The following is a 16,969-nucleotide window of genomic DNA, read 5'->3' as shown; positions in this document are numbered from 1 at the left end:
GTCAGAAATCCTTGCACAGCCGCAGGGCGTCGTAGATGGCCGCGTGCACGTTGCGCTGGGCCACGCAGTCGCCGATGCGGTACAGCAAGTAGCCCTCACCCGGCTGGCTTAGCGCCGGTTGTGGCTCGATGGCGAACAGGGCTTCCACGTCGATCTGCCCCTTGTTGCGCGAACCCTCCTTGAGGCCGTAGTAGAGGGTTTCGTCCGGGCGCACGCCGTTCTCGATCACCACCTGGTCCACTACGCGTTCTTCCTTGGCGCCGGTGTACTCGTTCACCAGCAGTGCTACCAGCTTGTCGCCTTCACGGTAGACCTTCTCCAGCATCAGGTCCCCGGTCATGATGACTTCCTTAGGGTAGAGGCTGCGGTAGTATGTGGGGAAAGTGGTGCCGCCCATGGCCACGCCGGGCTTGATGTCATCGGTAACGATTTCCACCTGGCTGCCTTTGTCCGCCAGGAAATCAGCCACGGACATGCCGGTGAACTCGCAGATGGTGTCGTACACCAGCACGTTCTTGCCCGGTGCGACCTTGCCGTCGAGAACGTCCCAACTGCTCACCACCAGGCCCTCGGCGGCGCCCCAATGCTCATTCTGCTCCACGAAGGGATGGCCACCGTTGGCCAGCACGATCACATCCGGGCGCAGGTCCATCAGGGTGTCGATATCCGCCGCCGTACCCAGGCGCAGGTCCACATTCAGACGCGCCAATTCCAGTTGGTACCAGCGGGTGATGCCGGCGATCTGATCACGCTGGGGCGCCTTGGCGGCAATGGTGATCTGCCCGCCGAGTTGTTCCTTTTTCTCGAACAGGGTCACATCGTGGCCCCGCTCCGCTGACACCCGCGCAGCCTCGAGGCCAGCGGGGCCGGCGCCAACGATGACCACCTTGCGTCGGGGCCCGCTGCTTTTCTCGATGATATGGGGCACACCCAGGTATTCCCGGGAAGTGGCCGCGTTCTGGATGCAAAGGACGTCCAGCCCCTGGTACTGACGGTCGATGCAATAGTTGGCGCCCACGCACTGCTTGATCTGGTCGACCTTGCCCATCCTGATCTTGGCGATGAGATGCGGGTCGGCGATATGGGCTCGGGTCATGCCGACCATGTCCACGTAGCCGCCCTCCAGGATGCGGGTCGCCTGGTTGGGGTCCTTGATGTTCTGGGCATGCAGCACCGGGACCTTGACCACTTCCTTGATGCCGGCCGCCAGGTGCAGGAACGGCTCCGGCGGATAGCTCATGTTCGGAATCACGTTGGCCAGGGTGTTATGGGTGTCGCATCCGGAGCCGACCACGCCGAAGAAGTCCACCATGCCCGTGGCGTCGTAGTAGGCCGCGATCTGCTTCATGTCCTCATGGCTCAGGCCATCGGGATGGAATTCATCGCCGCAGATGCGCAGGCCCACGCAGAAGTCATCGCCCACTTCGGCACGTACCGCCTTGAGCACCTCAAGGCCAAAGCGCATGCGGTTCTCGAAGCTGCCACCCCATTCATCCGTGCGCTTGTTGACCCGGGGGCTCCAGAACTGGTCGATCATGTGCTGGTGCACGGCCGACAGCTCCACGCCATCCAGGCCGCCGGCCTTGGCGCGTCGGGCCGCCTGGGCGTAGTTGCCGATCACGCGCTGGATCTCTTCCGGCTCGATGGTCTTGCAGGTGGCCCGGTGCACGGGCTCGCGAATGCCGGAGGGCGACATCAGGGTCGGCCAGTGCTCGCCGTCCCAGCGAGAGCGGCGGCCCATGTGGGTGATCTGGATCATGATCTTGGCCCCATGCTTGTGCATGGCGTCGGCCAGGTTCTGGAAATGCGGGATGATACGGTCGGTAGACAGATTCACCGACTTCCACCAGCCCTGAGGGCTGTCGATGGCCACGGTGGAGGAACCGCCACAGATGGCCAGGCCGATGCCACCCTTGGCCTTCTCTTCGTAGTATTTGACGTAGCGTTCGGTGGTCATGCCGCCATCGGTGGCGTACACCTCGGCATGGGCGGTACTGAGCACCCGGTTGCGGATGGTGAGCTTGCCGACCTGGATCGGCTGGAACATCGCTTCGAAAGCCATGGCAAGATCCTCGGGGTTACAACGGCTTGACGACGAACAGGCCGTCGTCGTGGCCCGCTTCGGAGCCTGCGTACACTTGTTCAGCCACAGTGCGCAGGCTACTGCCACGCGCCGCCAGGATCTGGTCCATGGCCCCGGCGAACCAGCCGGTGAACATGTAGTCCACCTTGCGCCCGACCTTGCCGTAGACGTAAACGAACGCCGAGTGCTCCAGCTTCACGCTGGCGGTGCCGTTGTCCAGGTCGATGTCCTGGATCTTGAACAACCCCCAGCCGCGCTGGGACAACCGTTTCATGTAGTGTTCGAATACTGCTACCCCTTCCAGGCCATGGCATTCGGCTTCCTTCTCGCACCAGTGCCAGGCCGACTTGTAGCCGGCCTTGTAGAGGATCTCGGCATAGGCGTCGGCGCCCAGCGCTTCTTCGATCGCCATGTGGTTGTTCACGAAGAAGTGCCGCGGCACGTACAGCATCGGCAGCGCGTCGGTGGTCCAGACGCCGGTTTCGCTGTCGACTTCGATGGGCAATTCGGGGGCGTGCTTGGCCATGGAACTCAGCTCCAGTCAAAAGATGTTCTAGTCGCTTGCAGGGGTGTTGCGGCGGGAATTACCTATTCGCCCCAGACATCCGCAAGCACGTTGAGCCAGTTCTCGCCCATGATCTTGCGCACCACCCGCTCGGAATGGCCGCGCTTGAGCAACGTTTCGGTCAGGTTGGGGAATTCGCCCACGGTGCGAATGCCCAGGGGGTTGATGATCTTGCCGAAGTTGGTCAACCGCCGGGCGTAACCCTTGTCGTGGGTCAGGTATTCGAAGAAGTCCTGACCATGGCCCTGAGTGAAGTCCGTGCCGATGCCGATGGCATCCTCGCCGACGATGTTCATCACGTACTCGATGGCTTCGGCGTAGTCGTCGATGGTCGAATCGATACCCTTGGCCAGGAAGGGCGCGAACATGGTCACGCCGACGAAGCCGCCATGGTCGGCGATGAACTTGAGCTCAGCGTCGGATTTGTTGCGCGGATGCTCCTTCAGGCCCAGGGGCAGGCAATGGGAATAGGTGACCGGCTTCTTCGATTCGAGAATCACTTCTTCGGACGTTTTCGAACCCACGTGAGAGAGGTCGCACATGATGCCCACGCGGTTCATCTCGGCCACCACCTCGCGGCCAAAGCCCGACAGCCCGCCGTCGCGCTCATAGCAGCCGGTGCCCACCAGGTTCTGGGTGTTGTAGCACAGCTGCACGATGCCCACGCCCAACTGCTTGAACAGCTCCACGTAGCCCAGCTGATCTTCGAAAGCGTGAGCGTTCTGGAAGCCGAACAGGATACCGGTCTTGCCCTGCTCCTTGGCTCGACGGATATCAGCGGTAGTGCGCACTGGCATCACCAGGTCGCTGTTCTCGCGGATCAGCTTCTGGCTAGCGGCGATATTGTCGCAGGTGGCCTTGAAGCCTTCCCACACCGACACGGTGCAATTGGCGGCGGTAAGCCCCCCCTTGCGCATGTCCTCGAACAGCTCGCGGTTCCACTTGGCGATGATCAGCCCGTCTATGACGATGCTGTCGGCGTGCAGTTCGGCTGGGCTCATGGCTGGGCTCATCAGGCGGTTCCCCTTGTCAGCGGTGGCCGGATCGTTCGCCGGCGCTTTCGGGCCAGCATATGCCCCCACGCCAGGGGGCCCGGATGCAAAAACGACTGAGGGATTGCCGAAAGCGTCAAGGCGTGACAGCCATCGTGGCCGAAGATGAAATCCGCTGCTCCGACTGTTCTTCCGGCGGGCCATGGGCCAGAATTTCTGAACAATTTCCGTACGGCCGGGGGCGTGGTAATGAAAGCGTGGTTAGGGATACTGGCATTGATCGCAATGGGCGCGCAGGCCGATGACGATGGCCCCACCCCTTGCGACAACGTGGAAACCAGCCAGCAGAGCCTGGATTGCTCGGTGTACAACCGCAAAACCGCCGAGCGTGAGCTCAACGATGCCTATAACGGCCTCAATGCCCGGATCAGCGCTCAATACGGCGACCAGCCTGCGGTACTGAAGGAGTATCTGGCCAAGGTCAAGGCTGCCCAGGACCTGTGGCGCAAGCTACGCGAGGCCGATTGCGCGGTCGAGGTACTCGAGGCTGACAAGGACGGCAATTCCAGCCAGACCGCCCTCAACGACTGCATGGCGCAACGCAGCGATGAGCGCAGCGAATACCTGCAGACCATCGGTACCCAGGGCGACGAAAACGACGCCCCGGATCAATAACCCCCAGGCTCGTCGCCACCGCCCGCCAGGCTCCGGAGCAGGCGCCTGGAACCGCTTGCCCGTTATCGCTGCTCACCATTCCCGCGATAGTGCCCGCGACCTGCAAGGGTCGATACGGGCCGGGGCACTCTTTGCCCTTTCACCTCAAGGAATGGGAACCATGACTAACGAAGCGTTCGTGAGCCAGCTGCCGATGCCTAAATCCCCCATGGAGCAAGCCATCGAGGCGCTCAAGACCATCGTCGGTCATGTGATTCGTACCCGCTCGGATAGCACACGCCCTTGCACCTTCTGCCAGCGACATCAATGCGGCTACCGACCTGCAGCCCCAAATGCATCTACTCACCGATGCGTCAGCGCGGCTGCGACTGATCCAGATCGCGGTTGCGCCCAACCATCACGCGCCGAAAACCCGGCTACCTGTCGTCCGTTGGGAAGGGATCTATAACCTTGATAATTCGAATCCTTATCGAGCGAAGCTGCAGGCGTTTGAACACGCCGTTATCCAACGCTAGCGCGACGGCTTAGCCAGACAACGAACGATCGTCTCGCGGCGGTCGCCCGAAGCGCCCTTTGTAGCGTCGGGCAAAATAGGACGGCAGCTCGAAGCCGCAGGCAATGCTCACCTCAGTCACGCTCATGTCGGTCTGGCGCAGCAGCTGACGGGCCTTGTCCAAGCGCAGGCCGAGATAAAAATTGCTGGGCGTGTCCTGTAAATGCAGGCGGAATAGCCGTTCCAACTGACGCCGAGTCACCTGCACGGATTCAGCCAGCGCGGCAGTGGTCAGCAGCGGCTCTGTTTGTTGCTCCATGGCGGCGATGACCTGCATGAGCTTCTTATTACGCGTGCCGTAGCGTGAGGCCAGGGCCATGCGCTGGTGGTCCTGCCGCGGCCGGATTCGCCCCAGTACGAACTGCTCGGACACCTGGATTGCCAAGGCGCTGCCATGGGCCTGGCTGATCAGGTCCAGCATAAGGTCGATAGAGGCGGTGCCACCCGCACAGGTAATGCGGTGGTCATCGATCTCGAATAATTCCTGGGTAACCTGAACCTGCGGCCAGCGCTCTCGGAAGGCGTCCACCGCCTCCCAATGCAGAGTGACCCGAGCCTGGTCCAGCAGCCCCGCCGCGGCCAGCACGAACGCGCCGGTATCGATGCCGCCGAGGGTGCCCTGGGTCGCGGCAACCCGCCTAAGCCAGGCACGCAAGGTCGGTGAGAAGGCTTTCAGTGGTTCAAAACCGGCCACCACGAACAGGGTCGCGCCACGCTCCAGGGTTTCGAGCCCGGCATCGGCATTGATCGACATGCCATTACTGGCCAGCACGGCGCCGCTCTCCAGGCTCAGGATTCGCCAATGGTAAAGCCCCGGGCAGAAACGATTGGCCACGCGCAACGGTTCGGTGGCGCTGATGAAGCCCAAGGCGGAAAAACCGGGGAGCAGCAGGAAATGGAACACCTTGGGCATGGCGTAGGCTCCGCTTGAATGGCTGTGTAATAGCGCAGCGGTCGCCAGTGTGCAAGTGGCGGTCGCCGCCGTGCGGATGGACCGGCAAGCGGGGGCGTAGCCTGATTTCAAGGCGCGTAGACGCCCTTTCCCATAACGCCATGCCGAAGGAGCTCGCCCATGACCCGTTTGATCCGCTGTGGTGTGCTGTTACTGAGCGCTCTTGCCCTCCCCATCGCCCAGGCTGCGGACCAGGCCAGCTGCAAGGAAGTGCGCCTGGGCGTGGTCAACTGGACCGATGTCATGGCCACCAGTGGCGTAGCCCAGGCCCTGCTCGACGGGCTGGGCTACAACACTCGCCAGACAAGCGCCTCTCAACAGATCATTTTCGCGGGCATCCGCGACCAGCGCCTGGACCTTTTCCTGGGCTACTGGAACCCCCTCATGACCGCTACCCTGACGCCCTTCGTCGAGCAACAGCAGGTTCGCGTATTACAAGCGCCAAACCTGGGGGATGCCAGGGCGACCCTGGCCGTGCCCAGCTACCTGGCCGACCAGGGCCTGAAAACCTTCGCGGACATCGCGCGCTTCAAGACGCAGCTGGGCGGCAAGCTCTATGGCATCGAGCCAGGCTCAGGCGCCAACACTCAGATCAAAGACATGATCGCCAAGAACCGCTTCGGCCTGGGCGACTTCCAGCTGGTGGAATCCAGCGAGGCCGGCATGCTTTCGGCGGTGAGCCGGGCAGTGAAGCACAAGGAGGCGGTGGTGTTCTTCGGCTGGGCGCCACACCCCATGAACGTCAACCTGGACATGACCTACCTCAGCGGCAGCGGAGATGCCCTCGGCCCGGACGAAGGCAAGGCCACGGTCTGGACGGTCACCGCGCCGGATTACGCCCAGCGCTGCCCTAATGTAGACCGGCTACTGCACAATCTGAACTTCACCGCGGCGGATGAGAGCCGGATGATGCAGCCGATCCTGGATCATAAAGATCCTCTCAGCGCTGCTCGACAGTGGCTGGCCGAACACCCTCAGGACCGCGCCCGCTGGCTCGAAGGGGTGACCACCTTCGATGGCAAGCCTGCCGACACTCACCTCAAGCTGACCACCAACTGATCTCTCTTGCACTGCGCGCCGCCCAGCGGCGCACGGGCAAGCTCGCCTCAAGGAAAATACCATGAACCACGATGTGATCATCACTTGTGCCCTTACCGGGGCTGGCGACACCACCGCCAAAAGTCCCTACGTACCTGTTACCCCGAAGCAGATCGCGGAGGCGGCAGTGGAGGCAGCAAAAGCCGGGGCTACCGTCGTGCACTGTCATGTAAGGGACCCCGCCACCGGCCGCTTCAGCCGTGATGTGGCGTTGTACCAGGAAGTGATGACCCGTATCCGCGAAGCGGATGTAGACATCATCGTCAACCTCACAGCCGGCATGGGCGGAGATCTGGAAATCGGCCCTGGCGAAGAACCCAACGCCTTTGGGCCAGGCACCGACCTGGTCGGCCCGCTAGCTCGCCTGGCGCATGTAGAGGCCTTGTTGCCCGAGATATGCACCCTGGATTGCGGCACCCTCAACTTCGGCGATGGCAACAGCATCTATGTGTCTACCCCGGCCCAGCTGCGCGCCGGCGCGCGCCGTATTACCGAACTGGGGGTCAAGGCAGAGCTGGAAATCTTCGACACCGGCCACCTGTGGTTCGCCAGACAAATGCTCAAGGAAGGCTTGCTTAAGGATCCGCTGTTCCAGCTATGCCTGGGCATTCCGTGGGGCGCGCCAGCGGACACCACCACCATGAAGGCCATGGTGGACAACCTCCCGGCAGGCGCTATCTGGGCAGGGTTCGGCATCGGCCGCATGCAGATGCCCATGGCGGCCCAGGCGGTACTACTGGGCGGCAATGTGCGCGTGGGCCTGGAAGATAACCTTTGGCTGGAGAAAGGCGTGCTGGCGACTAACGGCCAATTGGTGGAACGGGCCGTCGAAATCCTCACGCGTCTTGGCGCCAGGGTGCTCACCCCGGCCGAGGGCCGCGCCAAGATGAACCTTACCACGCGCTACTAAGGACGATCGCCATGGCCTGGATTACCGATGTGAAGACTTTCGCCGCCTTGGGAGGTGGTGTGATCGGCAGCGGCTGGGTGGCCCGCGCGTTGGCTCACGGGCTCGATGTAATGGCCTGGGACCCGGCGCCCAATGCCGAAGCGGTGCTGCGTCAACGCATCGCCAACGCTTGGCCGGCGCTGACCAAGCAAGGCTTGGCGCCCGACGCGTCGCCGCAGCGCTTGCGAATGGCCCCTACGTTGGAAGCCTGCGTAGCCGACGCGGATTTCATCCAGGAAAGCGCGCCGGAGCAACTGCCGCTCAAGCTGGAGCTTCATGCCGCGATCAGCGCGGCGGCGCGCCCGGATGCTTTGATCGCCTCCAGCACCTCGGGCTTGTTGCCCAGCGAGTTTTTCGCCCGCGCCACTTGCCCAGAGCGCTGCCTGGTAGGGCACCCGTTCAATCCGGTGTACTTGCTGCCCCTTGTAGAAGTTGTGGGCGGCCGGGCAACGGCCGAAGACGCCATTACGGCTGCCCAGGTCATCTACCGCCGCCTGGGCATGCGCCCTTTGCACGTGCGCAAGGAAGTCCCGGGCTTCATCGCCGATCGTCTCCTGGAAGCGCTTTGGCGGGAGGCATTGCATCTGGTCAACGATGGCGTGGCGACCACAGGTGAGATTGACGACGCCATTCGCTTCGGCGCCGGCTTGCGCTGGTCCTTCATGGGTACCTTCCTCACCTACACACTGGCCGGGGGTGACGCAGGTATGCGCCACTTCATGCGCCAGTTCGGGCCGGCGTTGCAATTGCCCTGGACGTACCTGCCCGCTCCGCCCCTGACCGAGCGTTTGATCGATGACGTGGTCGAGGGGACCGTCGAACAACTTGGCCAGCACAGCATCGCGACACTGGAGCGCTACCGCGACGATGCTCTGCTCGGCGTACTGGCCGCGGTGCACCAGGCCAAGCGCGACCATGGAATCCACGCCGATGACTGAGCCTCGGGTTACTTTTCAGAGTACGGTGCAGGCTGAGTGGACAGACTACAACGGACATTTGCGCGATGCCTTTTACCTGTTGCTTTTCAGCTATGCCACAGACGGCTTCATGAGCCTGATCGGCCTGGACGCCCAGAGCCGGGAGGCCAGTGGCCACTCGCTGTTCACCCTGGAGTGCCACCTGAATTTTCTCCATGAAGTGAAGCGGGACGAAGGCATCGAGGTGCGCAGTCAGGTATTAGGGTATGACCGCAAACGGATTCACCTCTACCATAGCCTGCACCGGTCGGAGGGCTCGCCTGCCTTGGCGGCCAGCGAGCAGATGTTGCTCCATGTCAGCCTGGCGGGCCCCAAGGCCACGCCCTTCTCGGACCACATCCTGGCGCGGCTGGCCCAGTGGCCGTTACCGATACATCGCCCAGCCTGGGTCGGCCGAGTCATCACGTTGCCGGAACGCGTGGGGCTTGGCTGAAAACGACTCCTTCGTGCCCACGGCTGCCATTCACAGCGAACGCCTATTGCCCGGCGGCCTGGGCCTGAACACAATCGGCCAATCCACTCGACGAAGGAAGCCGAGCCATGATGCACACCGACTTGATAGACCAGGAAGACCTGCTGGGGCAGTTGCGCGCCCTGGGTTTCGAGATGCCGGCCGGAGCCACTGCCGAGCAAGCCTGCGAGTGTGCGGTACGTGGCCTGGATGCCCACCGCGCCAAGGCGCTACGCGGTATGGTGGAGCAACTGCTCGGCGGCCGCGCGACCTTGCTGCCCGCGGTACGCCAGGCCATTGACCGCAACCTGCTGCCGGCGCTGGCTTCTTTCGCCCGATAACACATTAGCTGCGTTGGCTGGATATGGTGGGGGGCAGGCCTGCTGCTGCCAAGGCCGGCGCCCCCTCCCTGTAGCAGCCCGCCTTGGCGGCGACCCGGGGTAATGAAGGTCAAACCCTGTCGCGAGCAAGTTCGGCCGCTACCGCCGATACCGGGCCCCATCCCCGTTGAACCCTGTCGCGGGCAAGCCAGGGTGGCTAGCTCGGTTACGAAAATCATTGCGGGCGGTCATAAACGAACGCTGGCGAAGGTCGACTCGTTTCGCGCCTGGCTGAGGGCGGCCAACGGGCCGGACAGCGGCGCCAGCACCGCGGCCTGGGGAATGGGCAATAGGGCCACGGGCTGGCTGGTGTTGGAACCGACCCGCTCGTCGCGCGGTGGAATGCCGAAGTATTCCCGATAGCATTTGGAGAAGTGTGGGGTAGACACGAACCCGCATACCGAGGCCACCTCGATGATCGACATGGGCGTTTGCTTGAGCAACTGCCGCGCCCGGATCAATCGCAGCTTCAGGTAATAGCGTGACGGCGAGCAATGCAGGTACTTCTGGAACAACCGCTCCAACTGGCGCCGCGACACCGAGACGTATACCGCCAGTTCGTCCAGATCGATGGGCTCCTCCAGGTTGGCCTCCATCAGGGCCACGATCTCCTGCAGCTTGGGCTGGTTGGTACCCAGCATATGCTTGAGCGGGATGCGCTGATGATCCTGTTCATTGCGGATACGCTCGTAGACGAACATCTCGGAAATGGCGGCGGAGAGTTCTCGACCATGGTCGCGGCTGATCAGGTGCAGCATCATGTCGAGGGGCGCGGTGCCGCCGGAACTGGTGAAACGGTTACGGTCCAGGGTGAACAACCGGGTGCTCACGTTTGCCTTGGGGAACGCCTCCTGCATCGCTGCCAGGCACTCCCAATGCACGCTGCAATCGAAGCCGTCGAGCAAGCCGGCACAGGCCAGAGCCCAGCTGCCGGTGCAAACGGCACCCAGGCGGCGCGATTGTCGCGCCTGGCTCTGCAGCCAAGTGACATGCTCGCGCTTGACCGCGCGTTGAATCCCCACCCCGCCACAGACGATCACCGTGTCGATGGCCGGCGCCTGGTGCATGGCCGCGTCGGGGGTGATCTGCAAGCCATCGCTGGCCCAGACCTGGCCACCATCCACGCTCAAGGTCGTCCAACGATACAGCTCGCGCCCTGAAAGCTGGTTAGCCATGCGCAAAGGCTCGACGGCCGAAGCGAGGGAGATGAGCGTGAAGTTATCCAGTAGCAGGAAGCCGATGGACTGGGGCGCGCGGTTCTGGGGTTGAGCCCCGGCGTTGGACAACGTCATCGCGGTATCTCCTCTCGTTCAGGCAAAGGTGGCCAGAAGCACTGGCTCTTGTTTTCTTCCTTTGGCATGGAGCAATTGCCATGCCGAACTTTGAACAGCCGTTCAACGACGCCTGAAAACGACGTCGCAAACAGTCTGGCAAGGAGAGGGAGGCCAGGCCCTGGACGCGTTGACCTCAAAGTGCCATTGCCGCTATGGGCAATTCCGTAGCAGCAAGCGCGCTAAAACGGGGCTGATAGCGCAGCGGGTGTCACCAAGCGATGCATCCGAGGCGCTGATGGAAAGGGCCAGCGATGCGCAGGGCGTCGGCTAGCACTCCACGGTACTGACGGCCAGGCCGCCGCGAGACGTTTCCTTGTACTTGTCATGCATGTCGGCCCCGGTGTCGCGCATGGTGCGGATTACCCGATCCAGGGAAATGAAATGATTGCCATCGCCGCGCAGGGCCATCTGCGCGGCGTTGATGGCCTTCACCGCGGCAATGGCATTGCGCTCGATACAGGGTACCTGCACCAGGCCGCCTACCGGGTCGCAGGTCAGGCCAAGATTGTGCTCCAGGCCAATCTCGGCGGCGTTCTCAAGTTGTTCCGGGGTTGCCCCCAGCACTTCGGCCAGGCCGGCGGCGGCCATGGCGCAGGCAGAGCCCACTTCGCCTTGGCAGCCCACTTCGGCGCCAGAGATGGACGCATTCTTCTTGCACAGGATGCCCACCGCGGCAGCGGCCAGGAAGAACCTGACGATATCGTCCTCGCTGGGCTGCTCGCTGAACTTCATGTAGTAATGCAGCACAGCGGGAATGATGCCCGCCGCCCCGTTGGTGGGTGCGGTAACCATGCGGCCACCAGCGGCATTTTCTTCGTTCACCGCCAAAGCGAACAGGTTCACCCATTCCATGGCGGTCAGGGTCGAGCCGATCACGTTCGGCTTGCCCAGGTCCTGGAGGCTGCGATGCAGGCGCGCTGCCCGCCGGCGTACCGCCAGCCCGCCGGGCAATATGCCCTCCTCGGCCAGTCCTTGGTGAACGCAGTCTTGCATGGCCTGCCACAGCCGCAGCAACCCTGCGCGGATATCCGCCTCGCTGCGCCACACCTTTTCGTTTTCCAGCATCAGGGCCGATACGCTCAACCCATGGAGCTGGCAAAGGCGCAACAACTCGGCGGCGCTATGAAAGTCATAGGGCAGTTCCGTGGTATCGCTGCCTGAGCCACCCGCCGCGGCCTGAGCTGCATCGACCACGAAACCGCCACCTACCGAGTAATAGGTTTCTTCCAGCAACACTTGGTTTTCACCTTCGGCCAGCAAGGTCATCGCGTTCGGATGGTACGGCAGGCTCTCCTCCAGCAGCCGCATGTCTCGCATCCAGTCGAAAGCCACTGGGTAGCGGCCATCCAGCATCAGTTGCCCAGCGTTCTTCACCTGGTTCACGGTTGGCAGGATGGCGCGCGGGTCCACGCTGTCGGGCCAGGCGCCATTGAGCCCCATGATCACGGCGTTATCGGTGCCGTGCCCCACCCCTGTGGCGGAAAGCGACCCGTACAGCCTCGCTTCTACCCGCCGGACCCGGGCCAGCACCTTGCGCTCGCGCAACGCCTGGGTGAACAACGCCGCGGCCCGCATGGGCCCCACCGTGTGGGAACTGGACGGCCCAATGCCAATCTTGAACAGGTCGAACACGCTGATAGCCATGACCGGCGAACCTCCTGCATGGGCGCGAAGGCCCGGTGAAGACGACGGTTAAAGGCTCGACCGCCGCGCGTTGGCGGCATCATTGGGCTTTTGCCGAGCCCCAGGGCGTCTGCAACCGACCCAGCCTTGCCCAACAACGCCCTGGCCGAGAAAGGTCGTTTTTATCAGGCCATAGCCGCTCAAAAGGCTGGGGCATGCCCTGGCGCACCGGATACGACCTCATCGGCACTGGATACGACTCTGCCTGTACTGGATACGACTCACCCAGTAGGCGTTTGCCCGGCGCTGTTGGATGATCGAAAGCGCCCCGCCCGTGCCGCGAGCCTGGCCTGATGGCAGAACCTCTGCCTGGCCGCGCCACCCTGGCGCTTGCAACGCACACGAGAACGGCGTCAGCCGCATAGAAAACACCAAGGAGTCCACCCGATGAGATCCGTACCATCGCTATTGCTGGCCGCCGCGTTGTGTTTGCCGTTGGCGGCCCAGGCCGCCGAGCCGGAGCAATGCGGCACCGTCAATTTCTCGGACGTAGGCTGGACCGACATCACCGTGACCACGGCCGTCACCAGCGCGGTGTTGCAATCGCTGGGCTACAAGACCAGAACCACGATGATCTCGGTGCCGGTGACCTACAAATCGCTGGCCGATGGCAAGAACATGGACGTTTTCCTGGGCAACTGGATGCCCACCATGGAAAACGACATCAAGCCCTACCGTGAAGCCGGTACGGTGGAAACCGTGCGCGCCAACCTGGAGAACGCCAAGTATACCCTGGCCGTGCCCGAAGAGCTGTGGAGCCAGGGGCTCAAGGATTTTGCCGATCTGCCCAAGTTCAAGGACCAGCTCGATGGCAAGATCTACGGCATCGAGCCAGGCAACGATGGCAACCGCTTGATTGAGTCGATGATCGACAAGAATGCCTTCGGCCTCAAGGACGCAGGCTTCAAGCTGGTAGAGTCCAGCGAGGCCGGCATGCTCGCCCAGGTGGACCGCGCCCAGAAGCGCCACGGCGGCATCGTCTTCCTGGGCTGGGAACCCCACCCCATGAACACGCGCTTCAAGATCAAATACCTTACCGGTGGGGATGACTTCTTCGGCCCGAACTTCGGCCAGGCCACCATCTATACCAATACCCGCAAGGGCTACGTGCAGGAATGCCCCAACGTGGGCCAGTTGCTGAAGAACCTGTCGTTCAGCCTGAGCATGGAAAGCGGGCTGATGGGCAACGTGCTGGATGACAAGATGAAGCCGGACGCCGCCGCCAAGGCCTGGCTGAAGAAAAACCCGGAGGTGCTCGATACCTGGCTGGCCGGCGTGACCACGCGAGATGGCCAGCCGGGCCTGGAAGCCGCCCGGGCCAGATTGACCCAGTAACTGCCGATACCCGGCAGGCCAACCTGCCGGATCTTCCCATCACTGCGCAGGTAGGTGCTCATACCATGCTGACAGACCATAAACTCCCGCTTGGCGAGCATATAGCCGCCTTCGTCGACTGGCTGACCCAACACGGCGCCAGTGTGTTCGACTGGATCGCCTCCAGCCTCGAAGCCATGATCCACGGCCTTACGGCAATGCTTACCTGGTTCCCCCCACTGGCCCTGGTGGCGATCTTCGCCGGGCTGGCTTATCTGATCCAGCGCAAGATCAGTCTGGCCGTGTTCGTGGCCTTGTCGTTCCTGCTGATTCTCAACCTGGGCTACTGGCAGGAGACCATGGAAACCCTCGCCCAGGTGACCTTCGCCACTGTGGTGTGCGTGGCCATCGGCGTGCCGCTGGGCATAGTCGCGGCCCACCATCCGTTGTTCTACACCCTCATGCGGCCGGTGCTGGACCTGATGCAAACCGTGCCCACCTTCGTATACCTGATCCCGACCCTGACACTGTTCGGCCTGGGCGTGGTGCCCGGGCTCATCTCCACGGTGGTATTCGCCATTGCCGCGCCTATTCGCCTGACTTACCTGGGTATCTGCGACGTGCCTCATGAGCTCATGGACGCTGGCAAAGCCTTCGGTTGTTCGCGCCGCCAACTGCTCACGCGGATCGAATTACCCCATGCCATGCCCAGCATCGCCGCCGGGGTAACCCAATGCATCATGCTGTCGCTGTCCATGGTGGTGATCGCTGCCCTGGTGGGCGCCGATGGCCTGGGCAAGCCGGTAGTCAACGCACTCAATACCGCCGATATCGCCCTGGGGTTCGAAGCGGGCCTGGCCATTGTGCTACTGGCCATCATGCTCGACCGGATCTGCAAACAGCCCGATGTAAAGATCGGAGGTGACGCATGAGCATCATTCGCTTCGAAGACGTGGACGTCGTATTCAGCAAGCACCCCAAGGAGGCCCTCAAGTTGCTGGACGAAGGCCTTAGCCGGCCGGAAATTCTCAAGCGCACCGGGCATGTGGTGGGTGTGGAAAAAGCCAACCTGGAAGTGAACAAGGGCGAGATCTGTGTGCTGATGGGGCTGTCCGGCTCAGGCAAGTCCAGCCTGCTGCGCTGCATCAACGGGTTGAACAGAGTCAGCCGTGGCAAACTGTTCGTCGAGCACGAAGGCACTCAGATCGATATTGCCTCCTGTACCGCCGCGGAACTGAAAATGATGCGCACCAAGCGTATCGCCATGGTGTTCCAGAAATTCGCGCTCATGCCGTGGCTGACCGTGCGGGAAAACATCAGCTTCGGCCTGGAGATGCAGGGCCGGCCCGCAGAGGAGCGTCGCCGCCTGGTGGACGAGAAACTGGAGCTGGTGGGCCTGACCCAATGGCGCAACAAAAAGCCCGACGAGCTCTCGGGTGGCATGCAACAGCGGGTGGGCCTCGCACGCGCGCTGGCCATGGACGCGGACATCCTGTTGATGGACGAACCCTTCTCCGCCCTCGACCCGCTCATTCGCCAGGGCTTGCAGGATGAACTACTGGACCTGCAGCGCAAGTTGCAGAAAACCATCGTGTTCGTGAGCCACGACCTGGACGAGGCTCTCAAGCTGGGTAGCCGTATCGCCATCATGAAAGACGGCAAGATCATCCAGTATTCACGCCCGGAAGAAATCGTGCTCAACCCGGCCGACGACTACGTGCGTACCTTCGTGGCCCATACCAACCCATTGAATGTGCTCTGTGGCCGCAGCCTGATGCGGCCCCTGGCAGCCTGCAAGCACCTGGACAATGACGTGTGCCTGGACCCAGGCAGCAATATCTGGCTGAGCCTTGGCGAACAGAACGCCCTCAAGAGCGCCCGCATGGGTGACCTGCCCTTGAACGTACAGAGCTGGCATCCCGGGCAACCGGTGGAGAACCTGGGGCGGCATCCCACGCTAGTCAGTTCGGACATCGGCATGCGCGAAGCGCTGGAGATCCGCTATCACACCGGCAACAAGCTGGTGTTGCATGAACATAACCAGATCATCGGCATTCTTGGCGATACCGAGCTGTACCACGCGCTGCTTGGCAAAAGCCTGGGCCAGCCGGCGCAACCCGCTGCGCGCAACGATGCGGTCGTTCCCTTGCGCAAAGCCAACTGAAACCGAGACGGTCGCCAGACAGACTGGGCGGCCGCCGCTGATGAAAAGCAGCCATCTATTCTTATTTGAACGATCAATCAAAATAAAATAGACTGCCCTGGTCGATGCCATTGAAGTGTCCAGCCAGGAGATCAGCCCGTGCCCAAGGTCGGAATGCAGCCCATACGTCGCCAGCAGTTGATCGAGGCCACGCTGCAGGCCGTCGACCAGGTAGGCATGGCCGACGCCAGCATCGGAGTGATCGCCAAGACCGCTGGCGTCTCCAACGGCATCATCAGCCATTATTTCCAGGACAAGAACGGCCTGATAGAGGCCACCATGGGTTACCTGATGCGTGCCCTGGCCACCAGCGTGGCCGCCCGGCGCCAGGCGTTGCGGGAAGAGAGACCTCGGGCTCACCTGAGGGTGATCATCGAGGGCAACTTCGACGCCAGCCAGGTCAACGGCGCCGCCATGAAGACCTGGCTGGCGTTCTGGGCAGCGAGCATGCACCAGCCTTCGCTGCATCGTCTGCAGCGCATCAATGACCACCGCCTGTATTCCAACCTGTGCTGCCAATTCCGGCGGGTACTTCCAGTGGACCAGGCCCGCGCGGCCGCCCGCGGGTTGGCGGCCCTGATCGATGGCCTCTGGCTGCGTGGCGCGCTGTCCGGCGATGCCTTCGACACCGACCAGGCACTGCGCATCGCCTACGAATACCTGGACCTGCAACTGGCGAAGCAAGCGCCCACCGCCTGAACCGGTGGCCTATCGCCTTTAACCGGCGCCGACGTCTGCTGGCGCCCCAGAACTCAAGCGA

16 protein-coding genes are annotated in these 16,969 nt (G+C 62.6%); 10 read left to right on the top strand and 6 right to left on the bottom strand.

Features of this window, described 5'->3' with window-relative positions; all coding sequences use genetic code 11:
- Position 1: 1 nt before the first annotated feature.
- From dgcA to BN1188_RS02710, 3 genes are all read right to left on the bottom strand, one after another.
- On the bottom strand, positions 2 to 2,062 hold the full coding sequence (gene dgcA, locus BN1188_RS02720) for a dimethylglycine demethylation protein DgcA (RefSeq protein ID WP_040259696.1): 2,061 nt from the start codon (positions 2,060 to 2,062) through the stop codon (positions 2 to 4).
- Positions 2,063 to 2,078: 16 nt separating this feature from the next.
- Positions 2,079 to 2,609: a DUF5943 domain-containing protein gene (locus BN1188_RS02715; RefSeq protein WP_040259695.1), complete on the bottom strand. Its 531-nt coding sequence runs from the start codon at positions 2,607 to 2,609 to the stop codon at positions 2,079 to 2,081.
- 62 nt (positions 2,610 to 2,671) lie between these two features.
- On the bottom strand, positions 2,672 to 3,649 hold the full coding sequence (locus BN1188_RS02710) for a dipeptidase (RefSeq protein ID WP_040259694.1): 978 nt from the start codon (positions 3,647 to 3,649) through the stop codon (positions 2,672 to 2,674).
- A gap of 240 nt (positions 3,650 to 3,889) precedes the next feature.
- Here BN1188_RS02710 and BN1188_RS02705 point away from each other — a divergent pair, with 240 nt between their 5' ends.
- Positions 3,890 to 4,315, top strand: a complete 426-nt coding sequence (locus BN1188_RS02705; protein ID WP_040259693.1) for a lysozyme inhibitor LprI family protein — start codon at positions 3,890 to 3,892, stop codon at positions 4,313 to 4,315.
- Positions 4,316 to 4,839: 524 nt separating this feature from the next.
- Here the strand turns inward: BN1188_RS02705 and BN1188_RS02700 are convergent.
- Entirely contained in the window at positions 4,840 to 5,781 is a 942-nt protein-coding gene (locus BN1188_RS02700; RefSeq protein ID WP_040259692.1) for a GlxA family transcriptional regulator, read from the bottom strand.
- Between the two features lie 159 nt (positions 5,782 to 5,940).
- On the opposite strand from BN1188_RS02700, the gene choX reads away from it, so the two are divergent.
- The 5 genes from choX (at position 5,941) to BN1188_RS02675 (ending at position 9,636) form a co-directional block, all read left to right on the top strand.
- Entirely contained in the window at positions 5,941 to 6,879 is a 939-nt protein-coding gene (choX, locus tag BN1188_RS02695) for a choline ABC transporter substrate-binding protein (RefSeq protein ID WP_040259690.1), read from the top strand.
- 61 nt (positions 6,880 to 6,940) lie between these two features.
- On the top strand, positions 6,941 to 7,828 hold the full coding sequence (locus BN1188_RS02690; protein WP_040259689.1) for a 3-dehydrocarnitine:acetyl-CoA trimethylamine transferase CdhC: 888 nt from the start codon (positions 6,941 to 6,943) through the stop codon (positions 7,826 to 7,828).
- A gap of 11 nt (positions 7,829 to 7,839) precedes the next feature.
- Complete coding sequence (locus tag BN1188_RS02685; RefSeq protein ID WP_040259688.1) at positions 7,840 to 8,805, top strand: L-carnitine dehydrogenase; 966 nt, start codon at positions 7,840 to 7,842, stop codon at positions 8,803 to 8,805.
- Positions 8,798 to 9,277, top strand: a complete 480-nt coding sequence (locus tag BN1188_RS02680) for a thioesterase family protein (protein ID WP_040259687.1) — start codon at positions 8,798 to 8,800, stop codon at positions 9,275 to 9,277. Before BN1188_RS02685 ends, BN1188_RS02680 begins: the two co-directional genes overlap by 8 nt.
- A 107-nt stretch (positions 9,278 to 9,384) precedes the next feature.
- Positions 9,385 to 9,636 (top strand): hypothetical protein, encoded by a 252-nt coding sequence (locus BN1188_RS02675; protein WP_040259686.1) that lies wholly within the window; start codon positions 9,385 to 9,387, stop codon positions 9,634 to 9,636.
- A gap of 227 nt (positions 9,637 to 9,863) precedes the next feature.
- On the opposite strand, the gene gbdR is transcribed toward BN1188_RS02675, so the two are convergent.
- Both gbdR and BN1188_RS02665 read right to left on the bottom strand, forming a co-directional pair.
- The gene (gene gbdR / locus BN1188_RS02670; protein WP_040259685.1) at positions 9,864 to 10,967 is read right to left on the bottom strand and encodes a choline metabolism transcriptional regulator GbdR; all 1,104 of its coding nucleotides are present in this window, start codon (positions 10,965 to 10,967) and stop codon (positions 9,864 to 9,866) included.
- Between the two features lie 309 nt (positions 10,968 to 11,276).
- Entirely contained in the window at positions 11,277 to 12,653 is a 1,377-nt protein-coding gene (locus BN1188_RS02665; RefSeq protein WP_040259684.1) for an L-serine ammonia-lyase, read from the bottom strand.
- 426 nt (positions 12,654 to 13,079) lie between these two features.
- Between BN1188_RS02665 and BN1188_RS02660 the strand changes: the two genes are divergently transcribed.
- The 4 genes from BN1188_RS02660 to betI all read left to right on the top strand — a co-directional run bounded on the left by BN1188_RS02660 (position 13,080) and on the right by betI (position 16,908).
- Entirely contained in the window at positions 13,080 to 14,027 is a 948-nt protein-coding gene (locus BN1188_RS02660; RefSeq protein ID WP_040259683.1) for a choline ABC transporter substrate-binding protein, read from the top strand.
- A gap of 65 nt (positions 14,028 to 14,092) precedes the next feature.
- Entirely contained in the window at positions 14,093 to 14,938 is an 846-nt protein-coding gene (choW, locus tag BN1188_RS02655) for a choline ABC transporter permease subunit (protein WP_040259682.1), read from the top strand.
- Positions 14,935 to 16,170 carry a choline ABC transporter ATP-binding protein gene (gene choV / locus BN1188_RS02650; protein ID WP_040259681.1) on the top strand — a complete coding sequence of 412 codons (1,236 nt, stop codon included), beginning with the start codon at positions 14,935 to 14,937 and terminating at the stop codon, positions 16,168 to 16,170. The genes choW and choV overlap by 4 nt, the downstream gene beginning before the upstream one ends.
- A gap of 138 nt (positions 16,171 to 16,308) precedes the next feature.
- The gene (gene betI / locus BN1188_RS02645; RefSeq protein ID WP_040259680.1) at positions 16,309 to 16,908 is read left to right on the top strand and encodes a transcriptional regulator BetI; all 600 of its coding nucleotides are present in this window, start codon (positions 16,309 to 16,311) and stop codon (positions 16,906 to 16,908) included.
- Positions 16,909 to 16,969: the final 61 nt, after the last annotated feature.

It is taken from the genome of Pseudomonas massiliensis (assembly GCF_000826105.1).
GTDB classification, from domain to species: domain Bacteria; phylum Pseudomonadota; class Gammaproteobacteria; order Pseudomonadales; family Pseudomonadaceae; genus Aquipseudomonas; species Aquipseudomonas massiliensis.
Note: the sequence above shows the minus strand (reverse complement) of the source record. Positions and strands in the feature narration are given on the sequence as shown.